The organism is Micromonospora sp. PRAS1, assembly GCF_059553435.1.
Genome location: NZ_JCANNB010000028.1, coordinates 44,528 through 61,827, shown reverse-complemented (window position 1 = coordinate 61,827; position 17,300 = coordinate 44,528). Strand labels below are relative to the sequence as shown.

The following is a 17,300-nucleotide window of genomic DNA, read 5'->3' as shown; positions in this document are numbered from 1 at the left end:
TGCCGGCCAGGATCGGGGTCAGTCGACAGGGGAGGACCGATGCAGTACCGCCGGCTGGGCGACAGCGACCTGATGGTGTCCGAGATCGCGCTGGGTTCCTGGCTCACCTACGGCGACAAGGTGACCGACGAGCACGCCGTCGACTGCGTGCACGCGGCGCTGGACGCCGGGATCACCCTCTTCGACACCGCGAACGTCTACGGCCGGGGCGCCGCCGAGGAACTGCTGGCCCGTGCCTTCACCGGCATCGGGCGGGATCGGTACGTGCTGGCCACGAAGGTCTACATGCCGATGGGGCGCGGCGAACTAGGGCTCTCCGCCGCCCAGGTACGCAAGCAGTGTGACGCCTCGCTGCGCCGGCTCGGCACCGATTACATCGACATCTATCAGTGTCATCGGTTCGACTCGACGACCCCGGTGGCCGAGACGATGGGGGCGCTCACCGAACTGGTCGAGGCCGGCAAGGTGCGGGTGACCGGGTTCAGCGAGTGGACGCCGGAGAACATCGAGGCCGCGCTCGCGGTACCGGACGTGACGCCGTTCCGGTCGAGCCAGCCGCAGTACTCGATGTTGTGGCGCCGGCCGGAGGCGGCGGTGTTCCCGCTCTGCGCGGCGCACGGCATCGGGCAGATCGTCTACTCGCCGCTGGCCCAGGGCGCGCTCAGCGGGAAGTACCGGGCCGGTGAACCGCCTCCGGCGGCCAGCCGTGCCGGCGGCCGGGGCACCGCGTCGGCGATGCGCACGTTCAGCACGGAACCGGTCCGGGCCGCCGTGGACGGGCTGCGCCCGCTGGCCGGTGCGGCCGGCCTGTCGATGCCGCAGCTGGCGCTCGCCTGGGTGCTGCGCCGCAGCGAGGTCGCGGCCGCGATCGTCGGCGCGACCCGGCCGGAGCAGATCTGGCAGAACGTCACAGCCAGCGGCGTCACGCTCGCCCCGGACCTGGTCGCCGAGATCGACGCCGTACTCAAATCGGCGGTCCTCGGATGAGCGCAGTGGAGGAGATCGGTTCATGTACCTCAACGTGCTGAGTCAGTGCACGCCGGTGCCGCTCTTCGACGGCATGTGGCGGGACCCGGGCGACCGCAGCGCCACCGGCTACCGGTCGCTCGAATACTGGACCTGGCTGGCCGGGCGGCTGGAAGCGGCCTGTGTGGACGCGCTCTTCCTCGCCGACATCCACGGCGTCTTCGACGTCTACCGCGACTCGTGGCGGCCGGCCGTGCGGCACGGCGTCCAGGTGCCGGTGGTCGACCCGATGCTTGTGGTCGCGGCGCTGGCCGCGACGACCCGCCGGCTGGGCCTGGCGGTCACCTACTCCACCTCGTACCACGCGCCCTACCAGTGCGCCCGGCTCTTCTCCTCGCTGGATCACCTCACCGACGGGCGGATCGGCTGGAACATCGTCATCTCCGACACCCGGCTCGGGGTACGCGCCGGCCTCTGCGAGTACCTGCCGCACGATGACCGGTACGCCCGCGCGGACGAGTACGTCCACCTGGTCCGGCGGATGTGGGAGGAGAGCTGGTCGGACGGGGCGGTGATACGCGACGCCGAGCGGGACGTCTTCACCGACGACGCCTTGGTCCGGGCGGTCCGCCACGAGGGCACCTACTTCCGGATGGACACCCCGCACTCGTGTGAGCCCTCGCCGCAGCGTACGCCGGTGCTCTACCAGGCCGGGGCCTCAAAGCGGGGCATGGCGTTCGCGGCCCGCCACGCGGAGGTGGTCTTCGTGACCCTGGCCGGGCCGAAGACCGGTGCCGAACAGGTGGAGCGGCTGCGCGGCCTGGCGGTCGCCGCCGGTCGGGAGCGGGACGACATCAGGATCCTGCACGGTACGCCGTTCATCGTGGCGGAGTCGGCCGCGGCGGCCCGGGTCAAGGCGGACGCGTACCAGGAGCTGACCAGCACCGAGGGGCAGTTGGCGAAGTGGTGCCAGTGGTCCCGGGTGGACCTGGACAGTTACCCGCAGGACGCGGACGCCTTCGAGGTGATCGGCGCGGACGGCGGTTCGATCACGGCGTTCCTCAGCCAGCTCGACGGGGACCGTAGCTGGACCGTGGCGGACGTGCGGCGGCTGGTGGCGACGCCGAAACGGCCGCACCGGTACGACCGGCACATGCTCTTCGGTACGCCGGCCCAGATCGCCGACCGGATGGAGGAGTGGATCGAGCGGACCGGGATCGACGGGTTCAACCTCTTCCCGTGCCCGCCCACCGGCGGCATCGACGACCTGTGTGACCTGCTGATGCCGGAGTTGGCCGACCGTGGCCTGGTACGGCGCGCGTACGACCCGGCCGAGCGGACGCTGCGGGAACGCTACTTCGGGGCCGGGCGGGCCCGGCTGCGGTTCGACCCGGCCGCGACGGCGCTGCGCCCGGCGTAACCGGTAATCGACAACTATCATTCGGGTCTGATCGGGACCCGCAGGACGAGAGGGTGGCTGACATGCCGGAGCAGACGAGGGCGTCCCGCCAGGGCGTCGTACCGATGATCAACTATGCGGACGGTCCGGCGGCGATGGACTGGCTCGCGGAGGCCTTCGGCTTCGTTGAGCAGGCCCGCTGGGTCGACGACGGGATGCTCAGCCACGGCGAGATGGTCGCCGGCGACGGTGTGATCATGATGGCCACCGGCACCCGCGAGTACGAGGGCCCCCGCGCGCACCGGGAACACTGCGCCGCCGCGGCCGCCTGGTCCAAGGTGCCGTACACCATCGACGGCGTGCTGGTCTACGTCCCGGACGTCGACGGGCACTGCGCCCGGGCCCGGGAGAAGGGCGCGGTGATCCTCTCCGAGCCGGACGACAGCCCCTGGGGTCGCCAGTACCGCGCCGAAGACCCCGAAGGCCACCGCTGGATGTTCCTCGAGCGCCCCAGCTAGCCCACCTTCCCTCGTTGACCATGAGGTTGACGGCAATAGTCGATCTTCAAACTGCCGCTAACCTCATGATCAATGGGGAAATGGGTGGGGGTGGGGGTGGGTCAGGTGCGGGAGCGGAGTTCGGTGAGGACGTGGTTGGTGATGTCGTCGAGGGTGGTGATGGCGCGTGCCCGCTGTTCGTCCAACGGGTCGAGGTCGTACTGGTCCTCCAGGGTGAAGGCCAGCTCCATGAGCGCGAGCGAGTGATATCCGAGGCTCTCCACAAGTGTCGCGTCGCCGGGGGCGTCCTCGTCCGGCTCGGGCGCGAGTTCCATGACGATCGCGCGGACCGCCGCGCGGATCTGGTCCTCGGTCTGGCCGTCGAGCAGCGTGTCGGATGCTTCGCTCATGTCGTCTCCCTGCCTAGCCGATTGGTGATCAGGAGGTCCCACAGTTCCCGCCGTCGCGGCTTTCCACTGCTGGTCCGGGCGATCGTGCGGGGTCGGGCGCTGATCACCGTCGACCGCGCCCCGTCGGCCAGCCGCCGCAGCTCCCGGTGGGCCACCTCGATCCAGGCCCGCTCCGGCTGCTCCAGCACCACGACCGCGCTCGGTACGCCGTCGCGGGCGCCGAGCAGGGCGGCCAGCCGGTGCCGGGGCACACCGCCGGCGACCAGGGCCGCCTCGACGTCCTCGGCGAAGACCGTCCGCCCGCGTACCTTCAGGCTGTCGCCGAGCCGGCCCAGCACGTAGAGCTGGCCCTGGTGCAGGAAGCCGGCATCGGCGGTGTGCAGTCGTCCGGCCCGGAACCGGGTGCCGCCGGTGGTGCCCGCGTCGGCGGACAGGTCACCGACGGCGCAGAGGTAACCGGTGGCGAGTCCCGGGCTCTCCACCACGATCTCGCCGACCTGGCCGGCGGGTACCGGGTGGCCCTCGGCGTCGGCGATGGTGACCGTCACCCCGTCGAGCGGGCCGCCGCAACCGACGACCGGAAGCCCGTCGGCGGCGTCGGTCAGGCGGACCGTCCGCCCCGGTGCGACGGAGGCGGCGTCGACCCGCACCGAGGACCAGGTCGGGGTCACCCGCGTGCCGGTGACCGCGAGGGTCGCCTCCGCCAGCCCGTACGCCGGCAGCAGTGCCCGGGGGTCGAAGCCGCACCGGCGCAGCCGCCCGGCGAAGGCGGCCAGCAGCTCCGCGTCGACGCGTTCGGCGCCGACGATCAGTGAACGCCAGCCGGTCAGGTCGAGGGCGGCCAACTGTTCGTCGGTGACCCGCCGGAGCAGGTGCGCCAGGCCGAACGCCGGCATCGCGGTGTGTGCGGACCCGTCGCCGCTGAACAGGGAGAGGTAGCGCAGCGGCCGGTGCACGAATTCGCCAGGCGTCATCAGGGTCAGGTCGCTGCCGTCCACGATCGGGGTGAGCAGGCAGCCGACCAGCCCCATGTCGTGGTGTACGGGCAGCCAGGACGCGGTCGCCGTGGTGCCCGACATGCCGAGCCAGGCCCGGATGGCGGCGATGTTCGCGGCGAGTGCGTCGAGCGGAATCCGGACCGCCTTGCGGGTGCCGCCCGAGCCGGATGTGGTCTGCACGAGCCCGCCACCGGTGGCCGGCGGCCGGTCCCAGGACGTGGCGTGCCCGACCAGTTCCGCGCTGTCGCAACAGACCGGACGCGACCGGCCGACACCGGCCGAGCCAGCCGGTGCCGGCGCGGCAGCGGCCACGTCGGAGGAGCCGGCGGGTGCCGGCGCAGCCTGGCCGGCGGAATCCGGACCGGCGGGGGTCAGCGCCGTGGCGACCGCCGCGCGGTGGGCGGGATCGGGCACGACGACGGCGGGCGCGATGGCGTCGAGAGCGGCGCGGAGCCGGTCGGGGTAGTCGTCGGTGCCGGTCAACCGCTGCGGCGGGGCCAGCGGTGCCGGGTACGAGCCGAGCAGCAGCGCACCGAAGAGCACGCCGACGAAGTCGGGGCCACCGGCACTGACCACGGCGACGGTGTCGCCGGGACGGACGCCGACCTCGTGCAGCGCCGCGGCGGCCCGGCGACTCGATCCGGCCAGCTCCGGATAGCCGAGATGTCGCCAGGTGCCGTCGGAAGCCGAAAATCGGATGCCCCGATTGGCGGGAGGGTCGTCCAGCCAGCGCAGCACGCCGGTGCCGGCCATCAACCCTCCGCCGGCTCGGGCAGCTCGCTCGGCGCGCGGGCCACCACCCGGTCGGCGAGGATGAGCAGGTCGATGTCCTTGGCCCGGAGGAAGGTGTCGACCGCCTCGGCGGCGGTGTTGACGATGGGCTCCCCGGCCAGGTTGAGCGAGGTGTTCACCACCGCGGGCACGCCGGTGCGCTGGCGGAAGCGCTCGATCATCGACCAGTAACCCGGGTTGGTGGCCCGGTCGACGTCCTGCGGGCGGGCGGAGCCGTCGACGTGCGTGACTGCCGGGATCACCTGCCGCATCTCCGGCCGGACCTCACCGGCGGCCAGCATGAAGCTGGCCGGGCTGCCGGTCGGCGTGGCGATCAGGTCGCCGATGTGCTCATGCAGCACGCTGGGAGCGACCGGACGCCACATCTCGCGGCCCTTGATCACGTTGAGCCGCTCCAGGGTCCGGCGGTCGCGTGGATCGGCGACCAGGCTGCGCGCACCGAGCGCCCGCTGCCCGATCTCGCCGTTGCCCCGGGCCCAGGCCACCACCCGGCCGTCGGCGACGGCGTCCCCGGCGAGCGCGGCCAGCCTCGGCTCGTCCAGCGCGAGGCTGACCAGGCCGGCCTCGGCCACGGCCGCCCCGGCCTGCGCGGCGGAGATGCCGAGTGACCAGTAGGCGTGGTCGATCGGCTCAGGGGTGAAGACGCCGGCGTCGCGGGCCTCCACGATCGCCGCGCCAAGCGAGACCCCCACGTCGGTGGGGACCGGCGGTACGTAGATCCGGTCGTAGAGACCGCTGCGCAGCAGCCGACCGACCATCGAGCAGTTCATGCCGACGCCACCGGCGAGCACAAGTGTCGAGGCGCCGGTGCGTTCCCGGGCGTAGGTGGCCAGGCCGAGGACGGCATCCTCCAGCGCGGACTGAACCGAGGCGGCGAAGTCCGCGTACGCGATGGCGTCCTCGCCGGCCCGCGAGGCGTACGGGTAGTGGCAGCCGAAGGCGCGCCGGACCGCCTGGTCGTACGCCGCCGGGAAGCCCATCCGGGGAATGCCGGAGGAGGTGCCGGCGTCGGGTGGGGCGTCGGGGAGCAGCAGTTCGTAGCCGTCGGACCGGCCGTGCAGCGGGATGTCGCCGCCGGCCCGGCCATAGGCGGCCAGCCCCATCAGCTTGCCCGCGCCCCACTCGCCCAGACCGGCCCATTTGGACGCGGCAGCGTAGAAGAACCCGAGCGACTGGCTGATCGGCCATTCCCGCAGGATCTCGATGCGCCCGTCGCGGCCGTGCGCGATGGTGGAGCACTGCGACTCGCCGGCCCCGTCGATGACGATGATGGCGGCGTCCGACTCGCCGCTGGGATAGTAGGCGCTGGCGGCGTGGGCCAGGTGGTGCGGCACCCAGGTCAGCGGCGGCAGGGTGAGATCGTCGTCGTGCGGGAAGAGCGTCTTGCGCAGCGCCTCCGGGGTGAGCCGGCGGCTGCGGCCGAGCGGGGTGCGCCGCAGGTCCCAGCCGATGGCGACGGCTTCAAGCGACGCCGCCGTGACGCCTTCGGCGGCGAGCAGTTCGCGGATGGCGTCGGCCGGTGGCTGCCCGAGGGCGTGCTTGCGCCGGGAGACCTTTTCCTGCTCGACGAGGCGGACGAGCCGCCCGTCGCGGAGCAGGGCCGCCGAGGCGTCGTGCAGGTTGATGTTCAGGCCAAGGGTGTAACGCCCGTCCGTACGCACCGTCAACGCACCCCTCGAACGGTTATTGATCGAATTTTGTCGCTACCGATGCTCAGTACGATATAGACAGCGATCAGATTTTTGAAGGCCGGTTCTGCCCGGTCCGGATTCACGCGGGGACGCAGGCGACCGGGACCGCCCGGAAGGCGCGGAAGTTGAACTGGGCCGCCCGTTGCGCCGGTGCCGGCGCTTGCAGGGCCGCGCAGCGCCGGGCCAGCGCGCCGAACACGGCGATCGCCTGGGCCCGGGCCAGCGGGGCACCGAAGCAGTAGAAGCCGCCGCCGCCGAAGCTCACGTGCGGGTTCGGCGTACGCCCGATGTCTATCCGGTCCGGCTCGGCGAACCGCTCCGGATCGCGGTTGGCGCTGCCGAGCATGAGCACCAGGATCCGGCCGGCGCGGATGCTCCGGTCGCCGATGGTCACCGGGTGGTCCGCGACCCGGGTGGTCACCTGGATCGGCGCGTCGAAGCGCAGGAACTCCTCGACCGCGGGCGTGGCGAGCGCCGGTGCCGCCCGCAGCCGGGCGAACTCGTCCGGCCGCTCGGTCAGCGCGGCGATGCCGGTGGCGATCAGGTTGGCGGTGGTGTCGCTGCCCGCGTACAGCAGGGTCAGCACCTGGTCCACGGCCTGGTCGCGGAGCTCCTCCGTGGTGGACAGGGCGGCGAGCCGGGTGAGCAGGTCGTCGGCGGGACGCCGGGCGCGCTCGGCGAGCAGGCCCGCGACGTGCTCCCGCAGCCAGGCCAACGCGGCGTCGGCCGGGGCGTGGTCGGCGCGGCCGAGCATCACCGCGTCACCGAAGACCGACAGCACCGAGACCCGCTCGCGGACCGCCACCCGGTCCGCCGCCGGCACTCCGACCAGCGCGCACAGCACGGCGTGCGCCAGCGGCCGGGCGAGGTCGTCGACGGCGTCTCCGCCACCGTCCAACAGCGGTTCGAGCAACTCGTCGATGAGCCGGTCGACGGTGGGGGCGAGGTTGGCGACGGTGCCCCGGCTGACCGCCTGGGTGAGGGTGCGCCGCAGCTCGGCGCTGCCCCGGGCGATGTCCATCCGGGCGAAGAAGGCGCTCGCCGTGCCGCCGCGTGCGGCCAGCCGGTAATAGTCCTCGGAGATCGCGTACTTGCGCAGTCGGGAGTCGCGCAGCAGCGCGCTGACGTCCGAGTACCGGGTCACCCCGTACTGCTGGGCGCCGAAGCGACAGACCGGCCCGGCCGCGCGCAGCCGCGCATAGCTCGGGTAGGGGTCGCGGATCACCTCCGGATCGGTGCCGTCGAAGCGGGGCGGTAGCGGCGTGAGCGGCGTCGCCATAGAGCGACTATGATCGGCGCCAGTCGATATGGCAAGGGCCGGGATTCTCGACGGCCGGCGGAGGTGAGGCGATGCCCGCATCACCCAGGTTCGTGCTGGTGACCGGTGGCTCGATGGGCGACATCCTGCCGTACCTGGGGCTGGCCATGACCATCCGGGCGCTCGGCGGCGAGGTGCTGCTCGCGGCCAGCCCGGAGGTGGCGGCGCTGGCCCTCGGCGAGCGGGTGCCGTTCGCGCCGCTCGGGGTGGCGGCCACCACGGCGGCCACCGAGGAGGTCCGGCCGAGCCGGGGTCGGCGCGGCTTCCTGGAGCTGACCGAACGCTGGGTGGTGGCGCCGCTGGCGGCGACCACCGCCGAACTGGACGGGATCGTCCGCCCGGGCGACGTGATCGTGGCCCACCCGATCCAGATCGCCGGCGCGCTCGTCGCCGCCGCCCGCCGGCTGCCGTGGCTGACTGTCAGCCCGGCGACCTGGCTCTTTCCGAACTCCGAACGGATGCCGTTGTACCTGCCCCGGCCTTCGCTGGGCCGGGTCGCCAACCGGGCCGCGTGGCGGGCCTTCGGCCGCACCCTGGACCGGCGGTTCCTGCCCCGGGTCCGCGAGGTGGCCGACGCGCTCGGCACCGACCTGCCGGCCGCCTCGTTCCTCGGCCTGTGCCGGTCTCCGACGCGGACCCTGGTGCTGACCTCGCCGTTGTTCTTCGACGGACGTACGCTGCCGCCGTCGGTCTCCGTCGTCGGCCTGGCCGGTTGGGACCAGACCCGGGTGTGGCGCAGCCGTGCCCCGCTCGACCGGTACCTGGACGCGGGCGAGGCGCCGATCGTCTTCCGTGCCCCGCCGCACCTGCCGGCGCAGGGGTTCCGGCAGGTCGCCAGGGAGGTCTGCGAGCGGCTCGGCCGGCGAGGCGTCTACATCGACTTCGCGGCCACCGAGACCGGCGTGGACGGCCCGCTCTACGTCGACAGGTACGTGCCGCTGTCGCTTGTCGCCGCGCGGGCTGCGGTCGGCGTGCACTACGGCGGCATCGGCACCGCGGCGGCGTTCGCCCACGCCGGTCGGCCGGCGGTGGTGATGCCCTCCATCGTGGACCAGTTCGAGACGGCGTCGGTGCTGGCGGCGCTGAACGCCGGGGTGCGCCTGGACTGGCACCGGGTGAACCCGGACCGGCTCACCCAGGCGGTACGCGCGGCGCTGCGGCTGGCCGCGCCCGCCGACGAACTCGGCACCCGGCTGCGTGCCGAGCGGGGGCTGCGGGTGGCCGCCGCGACGATCCTGGCCACGGCGGCCGACGCCGACCTGCCGGTCAGCGCCCGGCGGCCTCCGGCGCGCCCAGTTCCAGCGGCAGGTGGTCGAGACCGCGCAGGATGAAGGTGCTGGACCAGCGTGCCGGACCGGCCGGCGCGAGCCGGGGGAACCGGCTGACCAGGGCGGCGAGCAGCGTCTCGACCTCGATCCGGGCGAGCGCGGCACCGATGCAGTAGTGCGCACCACCGCCGAAGGCCAACGGCCGCCGGGCGGTGACCCGGGCGATGTCGAGCCGGTCCGGCTCCTCGAAGGCGCGCGGGTCCCGGTGCGCGGCACCGATCAGCGCCATCAGTTGGGTGCCCTCCGGCAGCCGGACGCCGCCGATCTCGATGGGCTGGTGGACGACCCGGGCGATCGACTGGATCGGGCTGTCGAAGCGCATCAGCTCCGGCACGGCGCGGGTCACCAGGCCGGGGTCACCCCGCAGGCGGGCGAGCTGCTCGGGCCGGTCGAGCAGGGCACGCAACGCCATCGCGAGCTGGTTGACGGTGTTGTGGTACCCGTTTACGAAGAGGAAGGCGATGTTGGCGACCAGTTCGTCGAAGGCCAACCGGGCGCCGTCGACCTGAGTGCCGAGCAGGGCCGGCAGCATCCGCCCGGTAGGCGTCCGGCGTTGCCGGACCACCAGCCGGCCGATGATGGCGAGGAACTCCCGTTCGGCCGCCCGGGCGGCGGCCGACCGGCCCGGATCGACAAGTTCCTCGGGGTCTCCGTTGGCGGCCAACGCCGGCCCGAGCGCGGCGATCGCCGCCCGGTCGCGTTCCGGCACGCCGAGCAGCTCGCTGATCACCGCCAGGGGCACCGGCAGGGCCAACTCGGTGACCGCGTCGACCGGCCCCGGTGCGCGGGCGGCCAGCTTCGTCATCAGCTCGTCGACGAGGGCGTGGACGCGCGGACGCAGCGCGGCGACGAGACTGCGCGGGAAGGCCGCCGACAGGGCCTGCCGGACCCGGTCGTGCTCGGGCGGGTCGAGCACGCTTATCGGCCGGGCCGCCGACGCGGCGGCGGCCCGCAGGCCGGAGACGGTCCCGGCCGCGCCCGGTCGGGTCGCGGGCGGCCCGTTGCCCACCCGCCGGTCGCCGAGGATCCGGGCCACGTCGTCGTAGCGGGTCAGCGCGTACGTGTCGGGGCCGACCGGCCACAGCCGGTGCTCCTCGCGCACCGCGGCGAGGTGCGGGTACGGGTCGCGGTGGTAGTCAGCACCGGCCACCAGCCGGGCGATCGGCCCGCCTGACGAGCTGTGGACCGGTTGCGTGCCGACCGGCTCGGCGCGGACCATCAGGCGGCCTCGGCTGCCAGCGGGACCCGCCGGTAGCCGCGGAAGATCACCCGCTGGGCCCGTTCCGCGGGCGCGGCCGGCGTCAGCCCGGTGGTACGCGCGGTCAGCTCGGCGAAGAGCGTACGGCAGATGAGCCGGGCCAGCGGGGCGCCCAGGCAGTAGTGCGGCCCGCCGCCGAACCCGAGGTGCTGGTTCGGGCTGCGGGTCGGGTCGACCGTGTCCGGATCGGTGAACTGGTCGGGGTCCCGGTTGCCGGAGCCGAGCACGAGGTGCACGATCCGGCCCCGGCGTACGGTCCGGCCGCCGACCTCGACGGGGGCCCGCACGTACCGGCTGGTGACCTGGATCGGCGCCTCGAAGCGGGCGAACTCCTCGACCGCGCCCGGCACCAGCGCGGGTTCGGCACGTAGCCGGGCCAGCAGCGGGTCCCGTTCGGCGAGGATGGCGCAGCCGTTGGCGACCAGGTTGACAGTGGTCTCGAAGCCGGCGAACCAGAGGAAGACCACGTTGTCGACGAGCATGTCGGTGCTGAGCCAGTCCTCGGTCGCCTGCGCGGCGACCAGCCGCGAGACGAGGTCGTCACGCGGATCGGTGCGCCGCGCCGCGACGACCGGACGGACCACCTCGCGCAGCGCCTCGATGGTGGCGTCGATGCCGGCGCGCTCCTCGGCCGGGATGACCGGGACGAAGGCCCGGCCGAGGTCGAGCACGCGGGCCCGCCACGGCACGGCGTCGCTCGGCGCCACCCCGAGCGCCCGGCAGAGGATCTCCACGACCAGCGGGAACGCCAGGTCATTTAGCGCGTCGAAGTGGCCCAGGGAGAGCACCCGGTCGACGGCCGCGCGTACCTCGCGATCGATCCCGGCGATCAGCGAGCGGTCCCGGGTCGGGCTGAACGCCTGGCCCATCAGCCGGGCGAGGCGGTTGTGGACGGTCCCGTCACGGGTCATTACTATGTGTGAGCGCAGCGTTGCGATCTGGCTGTCGCCGCAGGCGAGATCCTGGTATTCGGGTGGGAACTCGGTGCCGAGACGATCGTCGCGGAGCAGGCGGCTGATGTCGGCGTGCCGCAGCACCACCCACTGGCCGGGGCCGCCACGGCAGATCGGCGCCGCCTCGCGGGCCCGCCGGTACGACTGGTAGGGGTCGGTCAGGGTGAGCGGATCGAAGACGTCGAAGCGGGGCGGTACGCCGACCGGGGCGACATCCATGTTGGTCACTATTGCGTGTCGTTGGTAATCCGGCAAGACTGGCCGGGCGGGCGCGAGCATGATCGGCCTGCGGTCCCCGGCGCGGTCGGGAAGGCGAGGCATGGCGGAGACATTGGTGATCTCGACCCACCTTGATGACGCGGTGCTCTCCATCGGCAAGATGTTGTCCGCACGTCCGGGAGCGGTGGTGCTCACTGTCTTCGCGGGTCGCCCGCCCCGCTTCACCACCACCAAGTACGACCTCGCCAGCGGGTTCATCGAGTCCCGCTCGGCCGTGCACCGCCGACGCGAGGAGGACCGGGCCGCGCTGGACCTGCTCAACGCCCGTCCGCTGCACGCCGACCTGTTGGACCACCAGTACTCGATGCCCTCCACCGACGACGAGGTGGCCGACGTGGTGTGCCGCGCGGTCGACGAGATCCGGCCGGAGACGGTGTACGGGCCGGTGGGTCTCTTCCACCCCGACCATGAGCAGGTCGGCCGGGTCTGGCCGGCGGCGGTCGCCGGTGCCGGCGTGCGGCACCTGATCGCGTACGAGGACCTGCCCTACCGCAACCACCGACCGCGCCGGGCCGCCGCCGCGGTCGAGCGCTTCGCCGCCAGGCACCGGGCCAACGCCGAGCCGGGGTACGCCGACCCGCTGGAGGACGCCCGGCACGAGGGCCGCAAGGCGATCGCGATGCTGGCGTACGCCAGTCAACTGCGCTTCGTGGCGCCGCTGTCCTGCCTGGCCGAGGAGCGGTTGTGGCGGCTGACCACGGATCAGGCCACCAGCCCGGCGGAGGTGCGCTGAGTGGCCACGCCGGTGATCGTCGAGGCGGTCCGCACCCCGATCGGCCGCCGGGGCGGCTGGCTCTCCGGTCTGAAGGCGGTCGAGCTGTTGCGCCTGGTGCAGGTCGAGGTGATCCGGCGGGCCGGCATCGAGCCGTCGGAGATCGGTCAGATTATCGGCGGTTGCGTCACCCAGGCCGGCGAGCAGAGCCTGAACGTCACCCGCAACGCGTGGCTGAGCACCGGGCTGCCCTGGTCCGTGCCGGCCTCCACGGTGGACACCTCCTGCGGCAGCGCCCAGCAGGCCAATCACCTGATCTCCGCGTTGATCGCGGCGGACGTGATCGACGTCGGGATCGCCTGCGGCGTCGAGTCGATGAGCCGGGTGCCGATCGGGGTGAACCTCTACCAGGGGCCCGGCCACTACAAGACCCGCGACTATCCGTGGGACGACCCGCCGAAAAGCCAGTTCGGTGGGGCCGAGCGGATCGCCCGCCGGGAGAGGTTGAGCCGGGCAGACCTGGACGGCTACGGCCTGTTGTCGCAGCGGCGGGCCGCCCGGGCATGGGCGGAGGGGCGCTTCGCCGCCGAGGTGGTACCGGTCGACGTGCGTGGTGGCGACCCGGTCGAGGGAGCGCCTGCCATGGTCGACCGGGACCAGGGCGTACGCGAGAGCACGCCGGAGGGGCTGGCCGCGATCGCCCCGGCCATCCCGGACGGGCTGCACACCGCCGGCACCATCTCGCAGGTCTCCGACGGGGCGGCGGCGGTGCTGTGGATGTCCCGTGACCGGGCGTTGGCGCTCGGGCTGCGTCCCCGGGCGGTCCTGCGCCACCAGGCGGTGGTCGGTGCCGACCCCTACTTCCTGCTCGACGGGCCGATCGAGGCGACCCGTACGGTGCTCGACCGAGCCGGTCTGAAGATCGGCGACATCGACCGGTACGAGATCAACGAGGCGTTCGCCGCGGTCGTGCTGGCCTGGCGCAACGCCTACGATGCCGACCTGGACCGGCTGAACGTCTCCGGTGGCGCGATCTCGCTCGGCCACCCGCTGGGCGCCAGCGGGGCCCGGCTGCTGGTGACCGCGTTGCACGAGTTGGAGCGCACCGACGGCACGTTGGCCCTGGTCGCGATGTGCTGCGGCGGCGCGCTCGGCACGGCGTCCATCCTGGAGCGGTGCTGATGGAGGCGGCGGACTTCTACCGCGACGCGCGGGCCGATCTGGCCGGGCCGCTCGATGGTGTCCGGGTGCTGGACGTGACGACGGTCTGGTCCGGCCCGATGGCCTCCTGCGTGCTGGCTGATCTCGGCGCCGACGTGATCCGGGTGGAGTTGCCCAGCAACCGGGCCGGTCAGCTCGAACCGCTCATCCCGGGCACCGGCCTGTCCTGGTTCGACCAGACGGTGAACCGCAACAAGCGCAGCGTCAGCCTGGACCTGCGTACTCCGGCGGGTCAGGAGGTCTTCCGCGCGCTGGCCGGTACGGCGGACATCGTGGTGGAGAATTTCCAGCCCGGCACGATGGCGCGCTGGGGGATCGGATTCGACCGGCTGCACCGTGACCACCCGGGCCTGATCCTGGTCTCGATCTCCGGTTGGGGCGGCTTCGGCCCGGGTGCCCGGCGGCGCGGGTACGACCCGATCGTGCAGGCCGAGAGCGGCTGGATGGCGCTGAACGGTTCCGCCGACGGGCCGCCGGTGAAGGCACCCACCTTCCTCGCCGACGACCTTGCCGGGCTGCACGGCGCGATCGGCGCGCTGGCGGCGTTGCGGCACCGGGACGCGACCGGGGAGGGCCAGCACGTCGACGTGGCGATGACCGACGCGCTGCTGTTCCAGAGCAACGGTTACCTGACGCTCGCGGCGGCGGGCGCGCCACCGGTGCGGCGCGGCGACGAGACCGAGTTCCTGGTGCCGAGCAACTCGTACGCCTGCCGGGACGGGGCGGTCTACCTGGTGGTGGCGTTCGACCGGCAGTGGCGGGCGCTTGCCGAGTTGATCGGGCGTCCGGAGCTTGCCCGCGCGCCGGGGTTCGCCACCAACCGCGAGCGCCGGGCCCGGCGGGAGCCGGTGAACGCGCTGCTCGCGCAGTGGTGTGCCACCCGGGACACCGCGCAGGTGCTGGCCGACCTGGACCGGATCGGCATCGCCGCGGGGCGGGTGCGGTCGCTCGCCGAGGTTGCCACGGACGAGCAGGTCCGGGCGCGCGGGATGCTGGCCGCCACGGAGCTTTCCGACGGCAACGTGGCGGAGTTGACCGGCCCGGTGGCCAAGTTCGGCCGGACGCCGACCGGGGTGCGGCATGGTGCGGCCGTCCGTGGTGAGCACACCGACGAGCTTCTCGCGGCGGTCGGCTACGACGACGATGCGCGGGCGAAGCTGCGGGCCGACGGGGTGATCTGAACGCGCCGTCCGGCCCCTGGGCGGCGCGGCGAGGCGGAAGGGGGGTGGCGGCGCCGATGTGGGTACGTGTCGATGTCGACCGCTGCGAGAGCAACGGGGTCTGCGCTGCGCTCGCGCCGACGCTGTTCGACCTGGACGACGAGGACCAGTTGCGGATTCTCGTGCCCCGACCGGAGCCGTCCCAGTGGGCTGCGGCGGAGGCGGCGGCCCGGTCCTGTCCGAAGGCGGCGATCTCGCTCATCGATTGAGAAACGGCCACCTCGCCCTTGCCTGCCCGGGCCGCATCAATCAAGATATGCACATCTGTGAATCTTGGTCGCGGGGCTGATCCTGGGGGGACGATGTGACAGACTCGCCCATCGTTCTCGTCACGGGGGTGTCCCGCGGGATCGGCCGGGCCGTCGCGCTCCGGCTCGCGGCCTCCGGCCACGCCGTCGCCGGCTGCTTCAGCGCCTGGTCGGAGGCGGCCGAGCAGACCGACGCGGCCGTGCGGGCGCTGGGCGTGCCGACCTACTTCGCGCCCTGCGACGTGGCCGACACCGTCGCCGTCGACGAGTTCGTCCGGGCGGCGGAACAGAAACTCGGCCCGCTCACCGGCCTGGTCAGCAACGCCGGCCTGACCCGGGACGCGCCGCTGGTGCTGACCGCACCCGAGGACTGGCACCTGGTGCAGGCCACCAACCTGACCGGCACCTGGAACGTGTGCCGGTCCGTCGGGTTCCGGTTCATGAAGCGCCGGGCCGGTTCCATCGTGACCATCTCGTCGGTCGCCGGGATCCACGGCAACGTCGGCCAGACGGCGTACGCGGCCGCCAAGGCCGGCATCATCGGGCTGAGCCGGTCACTCGCCAAGGAGGTCGGCGGGCACGGCATCCGGGTCAACGTGGTCGCGCCGGGATTCATCGAGACCGACATGACCGACGCCCTCGACGAGTCGCTGCGCAGCCGGGCGCTCGGGCAGATCACGCTGCGGCGCTTCGGTCGACCCGACGAGGTGGCGGCGATGGTGGAGTTCCTGCTCTCCGACGCCTCGGCCTACGTCACAGGTCAGGTCTTCCAGGTCGACGGGGGCATCTCACTGTGACCGTGGGAAGCGTGGCCACCTGGGTTCCGGTGCCCGCACCGGGGCATGCCGCCCCGGCCCGGGCGGTCGACCGGATCAGCGTCGACCCGCCGGCCCCGGCGGGTGCGTCCTCACCGGTGCTCTCGATCCGTGGGGTGTTCACTGTTCCGCCCGGGGAGCCGCTGCTGCGGGGGCACTTTCCCGGCCTGCCGGTCTGGCCCGGGGTGCTCATGGTGGAAGGGCTGGAGCAGACCGTACGCGCCGCGCTCGCCCACGCCGGCCGGCCCGACGTCGACCTGTGCGCCGTCACCTCGGCCCGGTTCCTGCGCCCGGCCCGTCCCGGCGACGAGATCGTCTTCGACGTCGAGCTGCGTCGGATCGCCGCCGGCTGGCGGGCCCGGGCCGAGTTGACGCTCGGCGAGGCGCCCTGCGCCCGGCTGCGCGCCGACTTCGCCGAGCGGGACGGCTGACATGCTCGACCTGCCCGCGATCCGCCGGATCCTGCCCCAGCGTCATCCGCTGCTGCTGATCGACCGGGTGCTGGAGTTGGAACCGGGGCGACGGATCACCGCGGTCAAGGCGATCAGCCTGGCCGAGACCTGCTACGCGGCGATCGCCGACGAGGCGCCGCCGCAGGCGTACGCGTACCCGGTCTCGCTGGCGGTCGAGTCGATCGGGCAGGCCGCGGCGCTGCTCTTCATGGCGGCGGCCGACCGGGTGCTGGCGGCGGACGAGATGTTCGTGCTGGGCGGCATCCGCGACTACCGCGTCCAGGGCCGGGCGTACCCCGGCGACGTGCTGCGGCACGAGGTCGTGCTCGACCACGTGGTCGCCGACACCGTCTTCGCGGCCGGTCAGACGTGGGTCGGCGATCGCCGGATCGCCACCGCGGCCTCGCTCGTCGCGGCGGTCCGTCCCCGTGCGCTGCTGCCGTCCGAACCCGTGCCATGACCGACAACTGTCCGCCCCTGGAGGAGCTGCCGTGACCGACCTTGCCTATCCAATGGACGACCTGCGTGAACTCGTCGCCGAGGTGCTGGAGCTGGAGCCGGAGGAGCTGACCGACACCGGCGACTTCATGGACGAGTACGACGCGGACTCGCTGCGGGCGATCGAGATCCTCGCCCGGCTGGAGAAGCGGTACAAGGTGGAGATCCCCCAGTCCGAGCTGCCCAAGTTGCGGAACCTGACCCTGGTCCGGGACGCGCTGCTGCGGCACGGCCAAGGGTCATGA

At 73.0% G+C, this 17,300-nt stretch carries 18 protein-coding genes; 12 read left to right on the top strand and 6 right to left on the bottom strand.

Annotated elements, in window-relative coordinates:
* Positions 1–39: 39 nt before the first annotated feature.
* The 3 genes from AC507J_RS23415 (at position 40) to AC507J_RS23405 (ending at position 2,883) form a co-directional block, all read left to right on the top strand.
* Positions 40–987 (top strand): aldo/keto reductase family protein, encoded by a 948-nt coding sequence (locus AC507J_RS23415; protein ID WP_496291329.1) that lies wholly within the window; start codon positions 40–42, stop codon positions 985–987.
* A 22-nt stretch (positions 988–1,009) separates the two neighbouring features.
* On the top strand, positions 1,010–2,386 hold the full coding sequence (locus AC507J_RS23410; RefSeq protein WP_496291328.1) for an NtaA/DmoA family FMN-dependent monooxygenase: 1,377 nt from the start codon (positions 1,010–1,012) through the stop codon (positions 2,384–2,386).
* Between the two features lie 62 nt (positions 2,387–2,448).
* Positions 2,449–2,883, top strand: a complete 435-nt coding sequence (locus AC507J_RS23405) for a VOC family protein (protein WP_496291327.1) — start codon at positions 2,449–2,451, stop codon at positions 2,881–2,883.
* A gap of 101 nt (positions 2,884–2,984) precedes the next feature.
* On the opposite strand, the gene AC507J_RS23400 is transcribed toward AC507J_RS23405, so the two are convergent.
* The 4 genes from AC507J_RS23400 to AC507J_RS23385 form a co-directional block, all read right to left on the bottom strand.
* Positions 2,985–3,272 carry an acyl carrier protein gene (locus tag AC507J_RS23400; RefSeq protein ID WP_496291326.1) on the bottom strand — a complete coding sequence of 96 codons (288 nt, stop codon included), beginning with the start codon at positions 3,270–3,272 and terminating at the stop codon, positions 2,985–2,987.
* Entirely contained in the window at positions 3,269–5,023 is a 1,755-nt protein-coding gene (locus tag AC507J_RS23395; RefSeq protein ID WP_496291325.1) for an AMP-binding protein, read from the bottom strand. The genes AC507J_RS23400 and AC507J_RS23395 overlap by 4 nt, the downstream gene beginning before the upstream one ends.
* Positions 5,023–6,723 carry a carbamoyltransferase family protein gene (locus AC507J_RS23390; protein ID WP_496291324.1) on the bottom strand — a complete coding sequence of 567 codons (1,701 nt, stop codon included), beginning with the start codon at positions 6,721–6,723 and terminating at the stop codon, positions 5,023–5,025. The genes AC507J_RS23395 and AC507J_RS23390 overlap by 1 nt, the downstream gene beginning before the upstream one ends.
* 109 nt (positions 6,724–6,832) lie before the next feature.
* Positions 6,833–8,032 carry a cytochrome P450 gene (locus AC507J_RS23385; protein WP_496291323.1) on the bottom strand — a complete coding sequence of 400 codons (1,200 nt, stop codon included), beginning with the start codon at positions 8,030–8,032 and terminating at the stop codon, positions 6,833–6,835.
* Positions 8,033–8,103: 71 nt separating this feature from the next.
* On the opposite strand from AC507J_RS23385, the gene AC507J_RS23380 reads away from it, so the two are divergent.
* Entirely contained in the window at positions 8,104–9,402 is a 1,299-nt protein-coding gene (locus tag AC507J_RS23380; protein ID WP_496291322.1) for a nucleotide disphospho-sugar-binding domain-containing protein, read from the top strand.
* Here the strand turns inward: AC507J_RS23380 and AC507J_RS23375 are convergent.
* Together AC507J_RS23375 and AC507J_RS23370 are read right to left on the bottom strand one after the other, a co-directional pair.
* Positions 9,338–10,618: a cytochrome P450 gene (locus AC507J_RS23375; RefSeq protein WP_496291321.1), complete on the bottom strand. Its 1,281-nt coding sequence runs from the start codon at positions 10,616–10,618 to the stop codon at positions 9,338–9,340. The two genes, AC507J_RS23380 and AC507J_RS23375, sit on opposite strands and share 65 nt — an antisense overlap.
* The gene (locus tag AC507J_RS23370; RefSeq protein WP_496291320.1) at positions 10,618–11,829 is read right to left on the bottom strand and encodes a cytochrome P450; all 1,212 of its coding nucleotides are present in this window, start codon (positions 11,827–11,829) and stop codon (positions 10,618–10,620) included. The genes AC507J_RS23375 and AC507J_RS23370 overlap by 1 nt, the downstream gene beginning before the upstream one ends.
* 100 nt (positions 11,830–11,929) lie before the next feature.
* Between AC507J_RS23370 and AC507J_RS23365 the strand changes: the two genes are divergently transcribed.
* From AC507J_RS23365 to AC507J_RS23330, 8 genes are all read left to right on the top strand, one after another.
* Positions 11,930–12,622: a PIG-L deacetylase family protein gene (locus tag AC507J_RS23365; protein WP_496291319.1), complete on the top strand. Its 693-nt coding sequence runs from the start codon at positions 11,930–11,932 to the stop codon at positions 12,620–12,622.
* Entirely contained in the window at positions 12,623–13,783 is a 1,161-nt protein-coding gene (locus tag AC507J_RS23360; RefSeq protein WP_496291318.1) for a steroid 3-ketoacyl-CoA thiolase, read from the top strand.
* Entirely contained in the window at positions 13,783–15,003 is a 1,221-nt protein-coding gene (locus AC507J_RS23355; RefSeq protein WP_496291348.1) for a CaiB/BaiF CoA transferase family protein, read from the top strand. Before AC507J_RS23360 ends, AC507J_RS23355 begins: the two co-directional genes overlap by 1 nt.
* 56 nt (positions 15,004–15,059) lie before the next feature.
* Entirely contained in the window at positions 15,060–15,251 is a 192-nt protein-coding gene (locus AC507J_RS23350) for a ferredoxin (RefSeq protein ID WP_496291317.1), read from the top strand.
* Between the two features lie 95 nt (positions 15,252–15,346).
* Complete coding sequence (fabG, locus tag AC507J_RS23345) at positions 15,347–16,087, top strand: 3-oxoacyl-ACP reductase FabG (protein WP_496291316.1); 741 nt, start codon at positions 15,347–15,349, stop codon at positions 16,085–16,087.
* An 11-nt stretch (positions 16,088–16,098) separates the two neighbouring features.
* Positions 16,099–16,536 (top strand): 3-hydroxyacyl-ACP dehydratase FabZ family protein, encoded by a 438-nt coding sequence (locus tag AC507J_RS23340; protein ID WP_496291315.1) that lies wholly within the window; start codon positions 16,099–16,101, stop codon positions 16,534–16,536.
* Between the two features lies 1 nt (position 16,537).
* Positions 16,538–17,017 carry a 3-hydroxyacyl-ACP dehydratase FabZ family protein gene (locus tag AC507J_RS23335; RefSeq protein ID WP_496291314.1) on the top strand — a complete coding sequence of 160 codons (480 nt, stop codon included), beginning with the start codon at positions 16,538–16,540 and terminating at the stop codon, positions 17,015–17,017.
* A gap of 52 nt (positions 17,018–17,069) precedes the next feature.
* Complete coding sequence (locus tag AC507J_RS23330; protein WP_496291347.1) at positions 17,070–17,300, top strand: acyl carrier protein; 231 nt, start codon at positions 17,070–17,072, stop codon at positions 17,298–17,300.

Bases quoted from the DNA above. Each gene is read 5' to 3' on its own strand.
- AC507J_RS23380 (WP_496291322.1), top strand. From the start codon at position 8,104: ATGCCCGCATCACCCAGGTTCGTGCTGGTGACCGGTGGCTCGATGGGC.
- AC507J_RS23335 (WP_496291314.1), top strand. From the start codon at position 16,538: ATGCTCGACCTGCCCGCGATCCGCCGGATCCTGCCCCAGCGTCATCCG.
- AC507J_RS23400 (WP_496291326.1), bottom strand. From the start codon at position 3,272: ATGAGCGAAGCATCCGACACGCTGCTCGACGGCCAGACCGAGGACCAG.
- AC507J_RS23375 (WP_496291321.1), bottom strand. From the start codon at position 10,618: ATGGTCCGCGCCGAGCCGGTCGGCACGCAACCGGTCCACAGCTCGTCA.
- AC507J_RS23415 (WP_496291329.1), top strand. From the start codon at position 40: ATGCAGTACCGCCGGCTGGGCGACAGCGACCTGATGGTGTCCGAGATC.
- AC507J_RS23330 (WP_496291347.1), top strand. From the start codon at position 17,070: ATGGACGACCTGCGTGAACTCGTCGCCGAGGTGCTGGAGCTGGAGCCG.
- AC507J_RS23355 (WP_496291348.1), top strand. From the start codon at position 13,783: ATGGAGGCGGCGGACTTCTACCGCGACGCGCGGGCCGATCTGGCCGGG.
- AC507J_RS23405 (WP_496291327.1), top strand. From the start codon at position 2,449: ATGCCGGAGCAGACGAGGGCGTCCCGCCAGGGCGTCGTACCGATGATC.
- AC507J_RS23395 (WP_496291325.1), bottom strand. From the start codon at position 5,023: ATGGCCGGCACCGGCGTGCTGCGCTGGCTGGACGACCCTCCCGCCAAT.
- AC507J_RS23365 (WP_496291319.1), top strand. From the start codon at position 11,930: ATGGCGGAGACATTGGTGATCTCGACCCACCTTGATGACGCGGTGCTC.
- AC507J_RS23370 (WP_496291320.1), bottom strand. From the start codon at position 11,829: ATGGATGTCGCCCCGGTCGGCGTACCGCCCCGCTTCGACGTCTTCGAT.
- AC507J_RS23385 (WP_496291323.1), bottom strand. From the start codon at position 8,032: ATGGCGACGCCGCTCACGCCGCTACCGCCCCGCTTCGACGGCACCGAT.
- AC507J_RS23350 (WP_496291317.1), top strand. From the start codon at position 15,060: ATGTGGGTACGTGTCGATGTCGACCGCTGCGAGAGCAACGGGGTCTGC.
- AC507J_RS23410 (WP_496291328.1), top strand. From the start codon at position 1,010: ATGTACCTCAACGTGCTGAGTCAGTGCACGCCGGTGCCGCTCTTCGAC.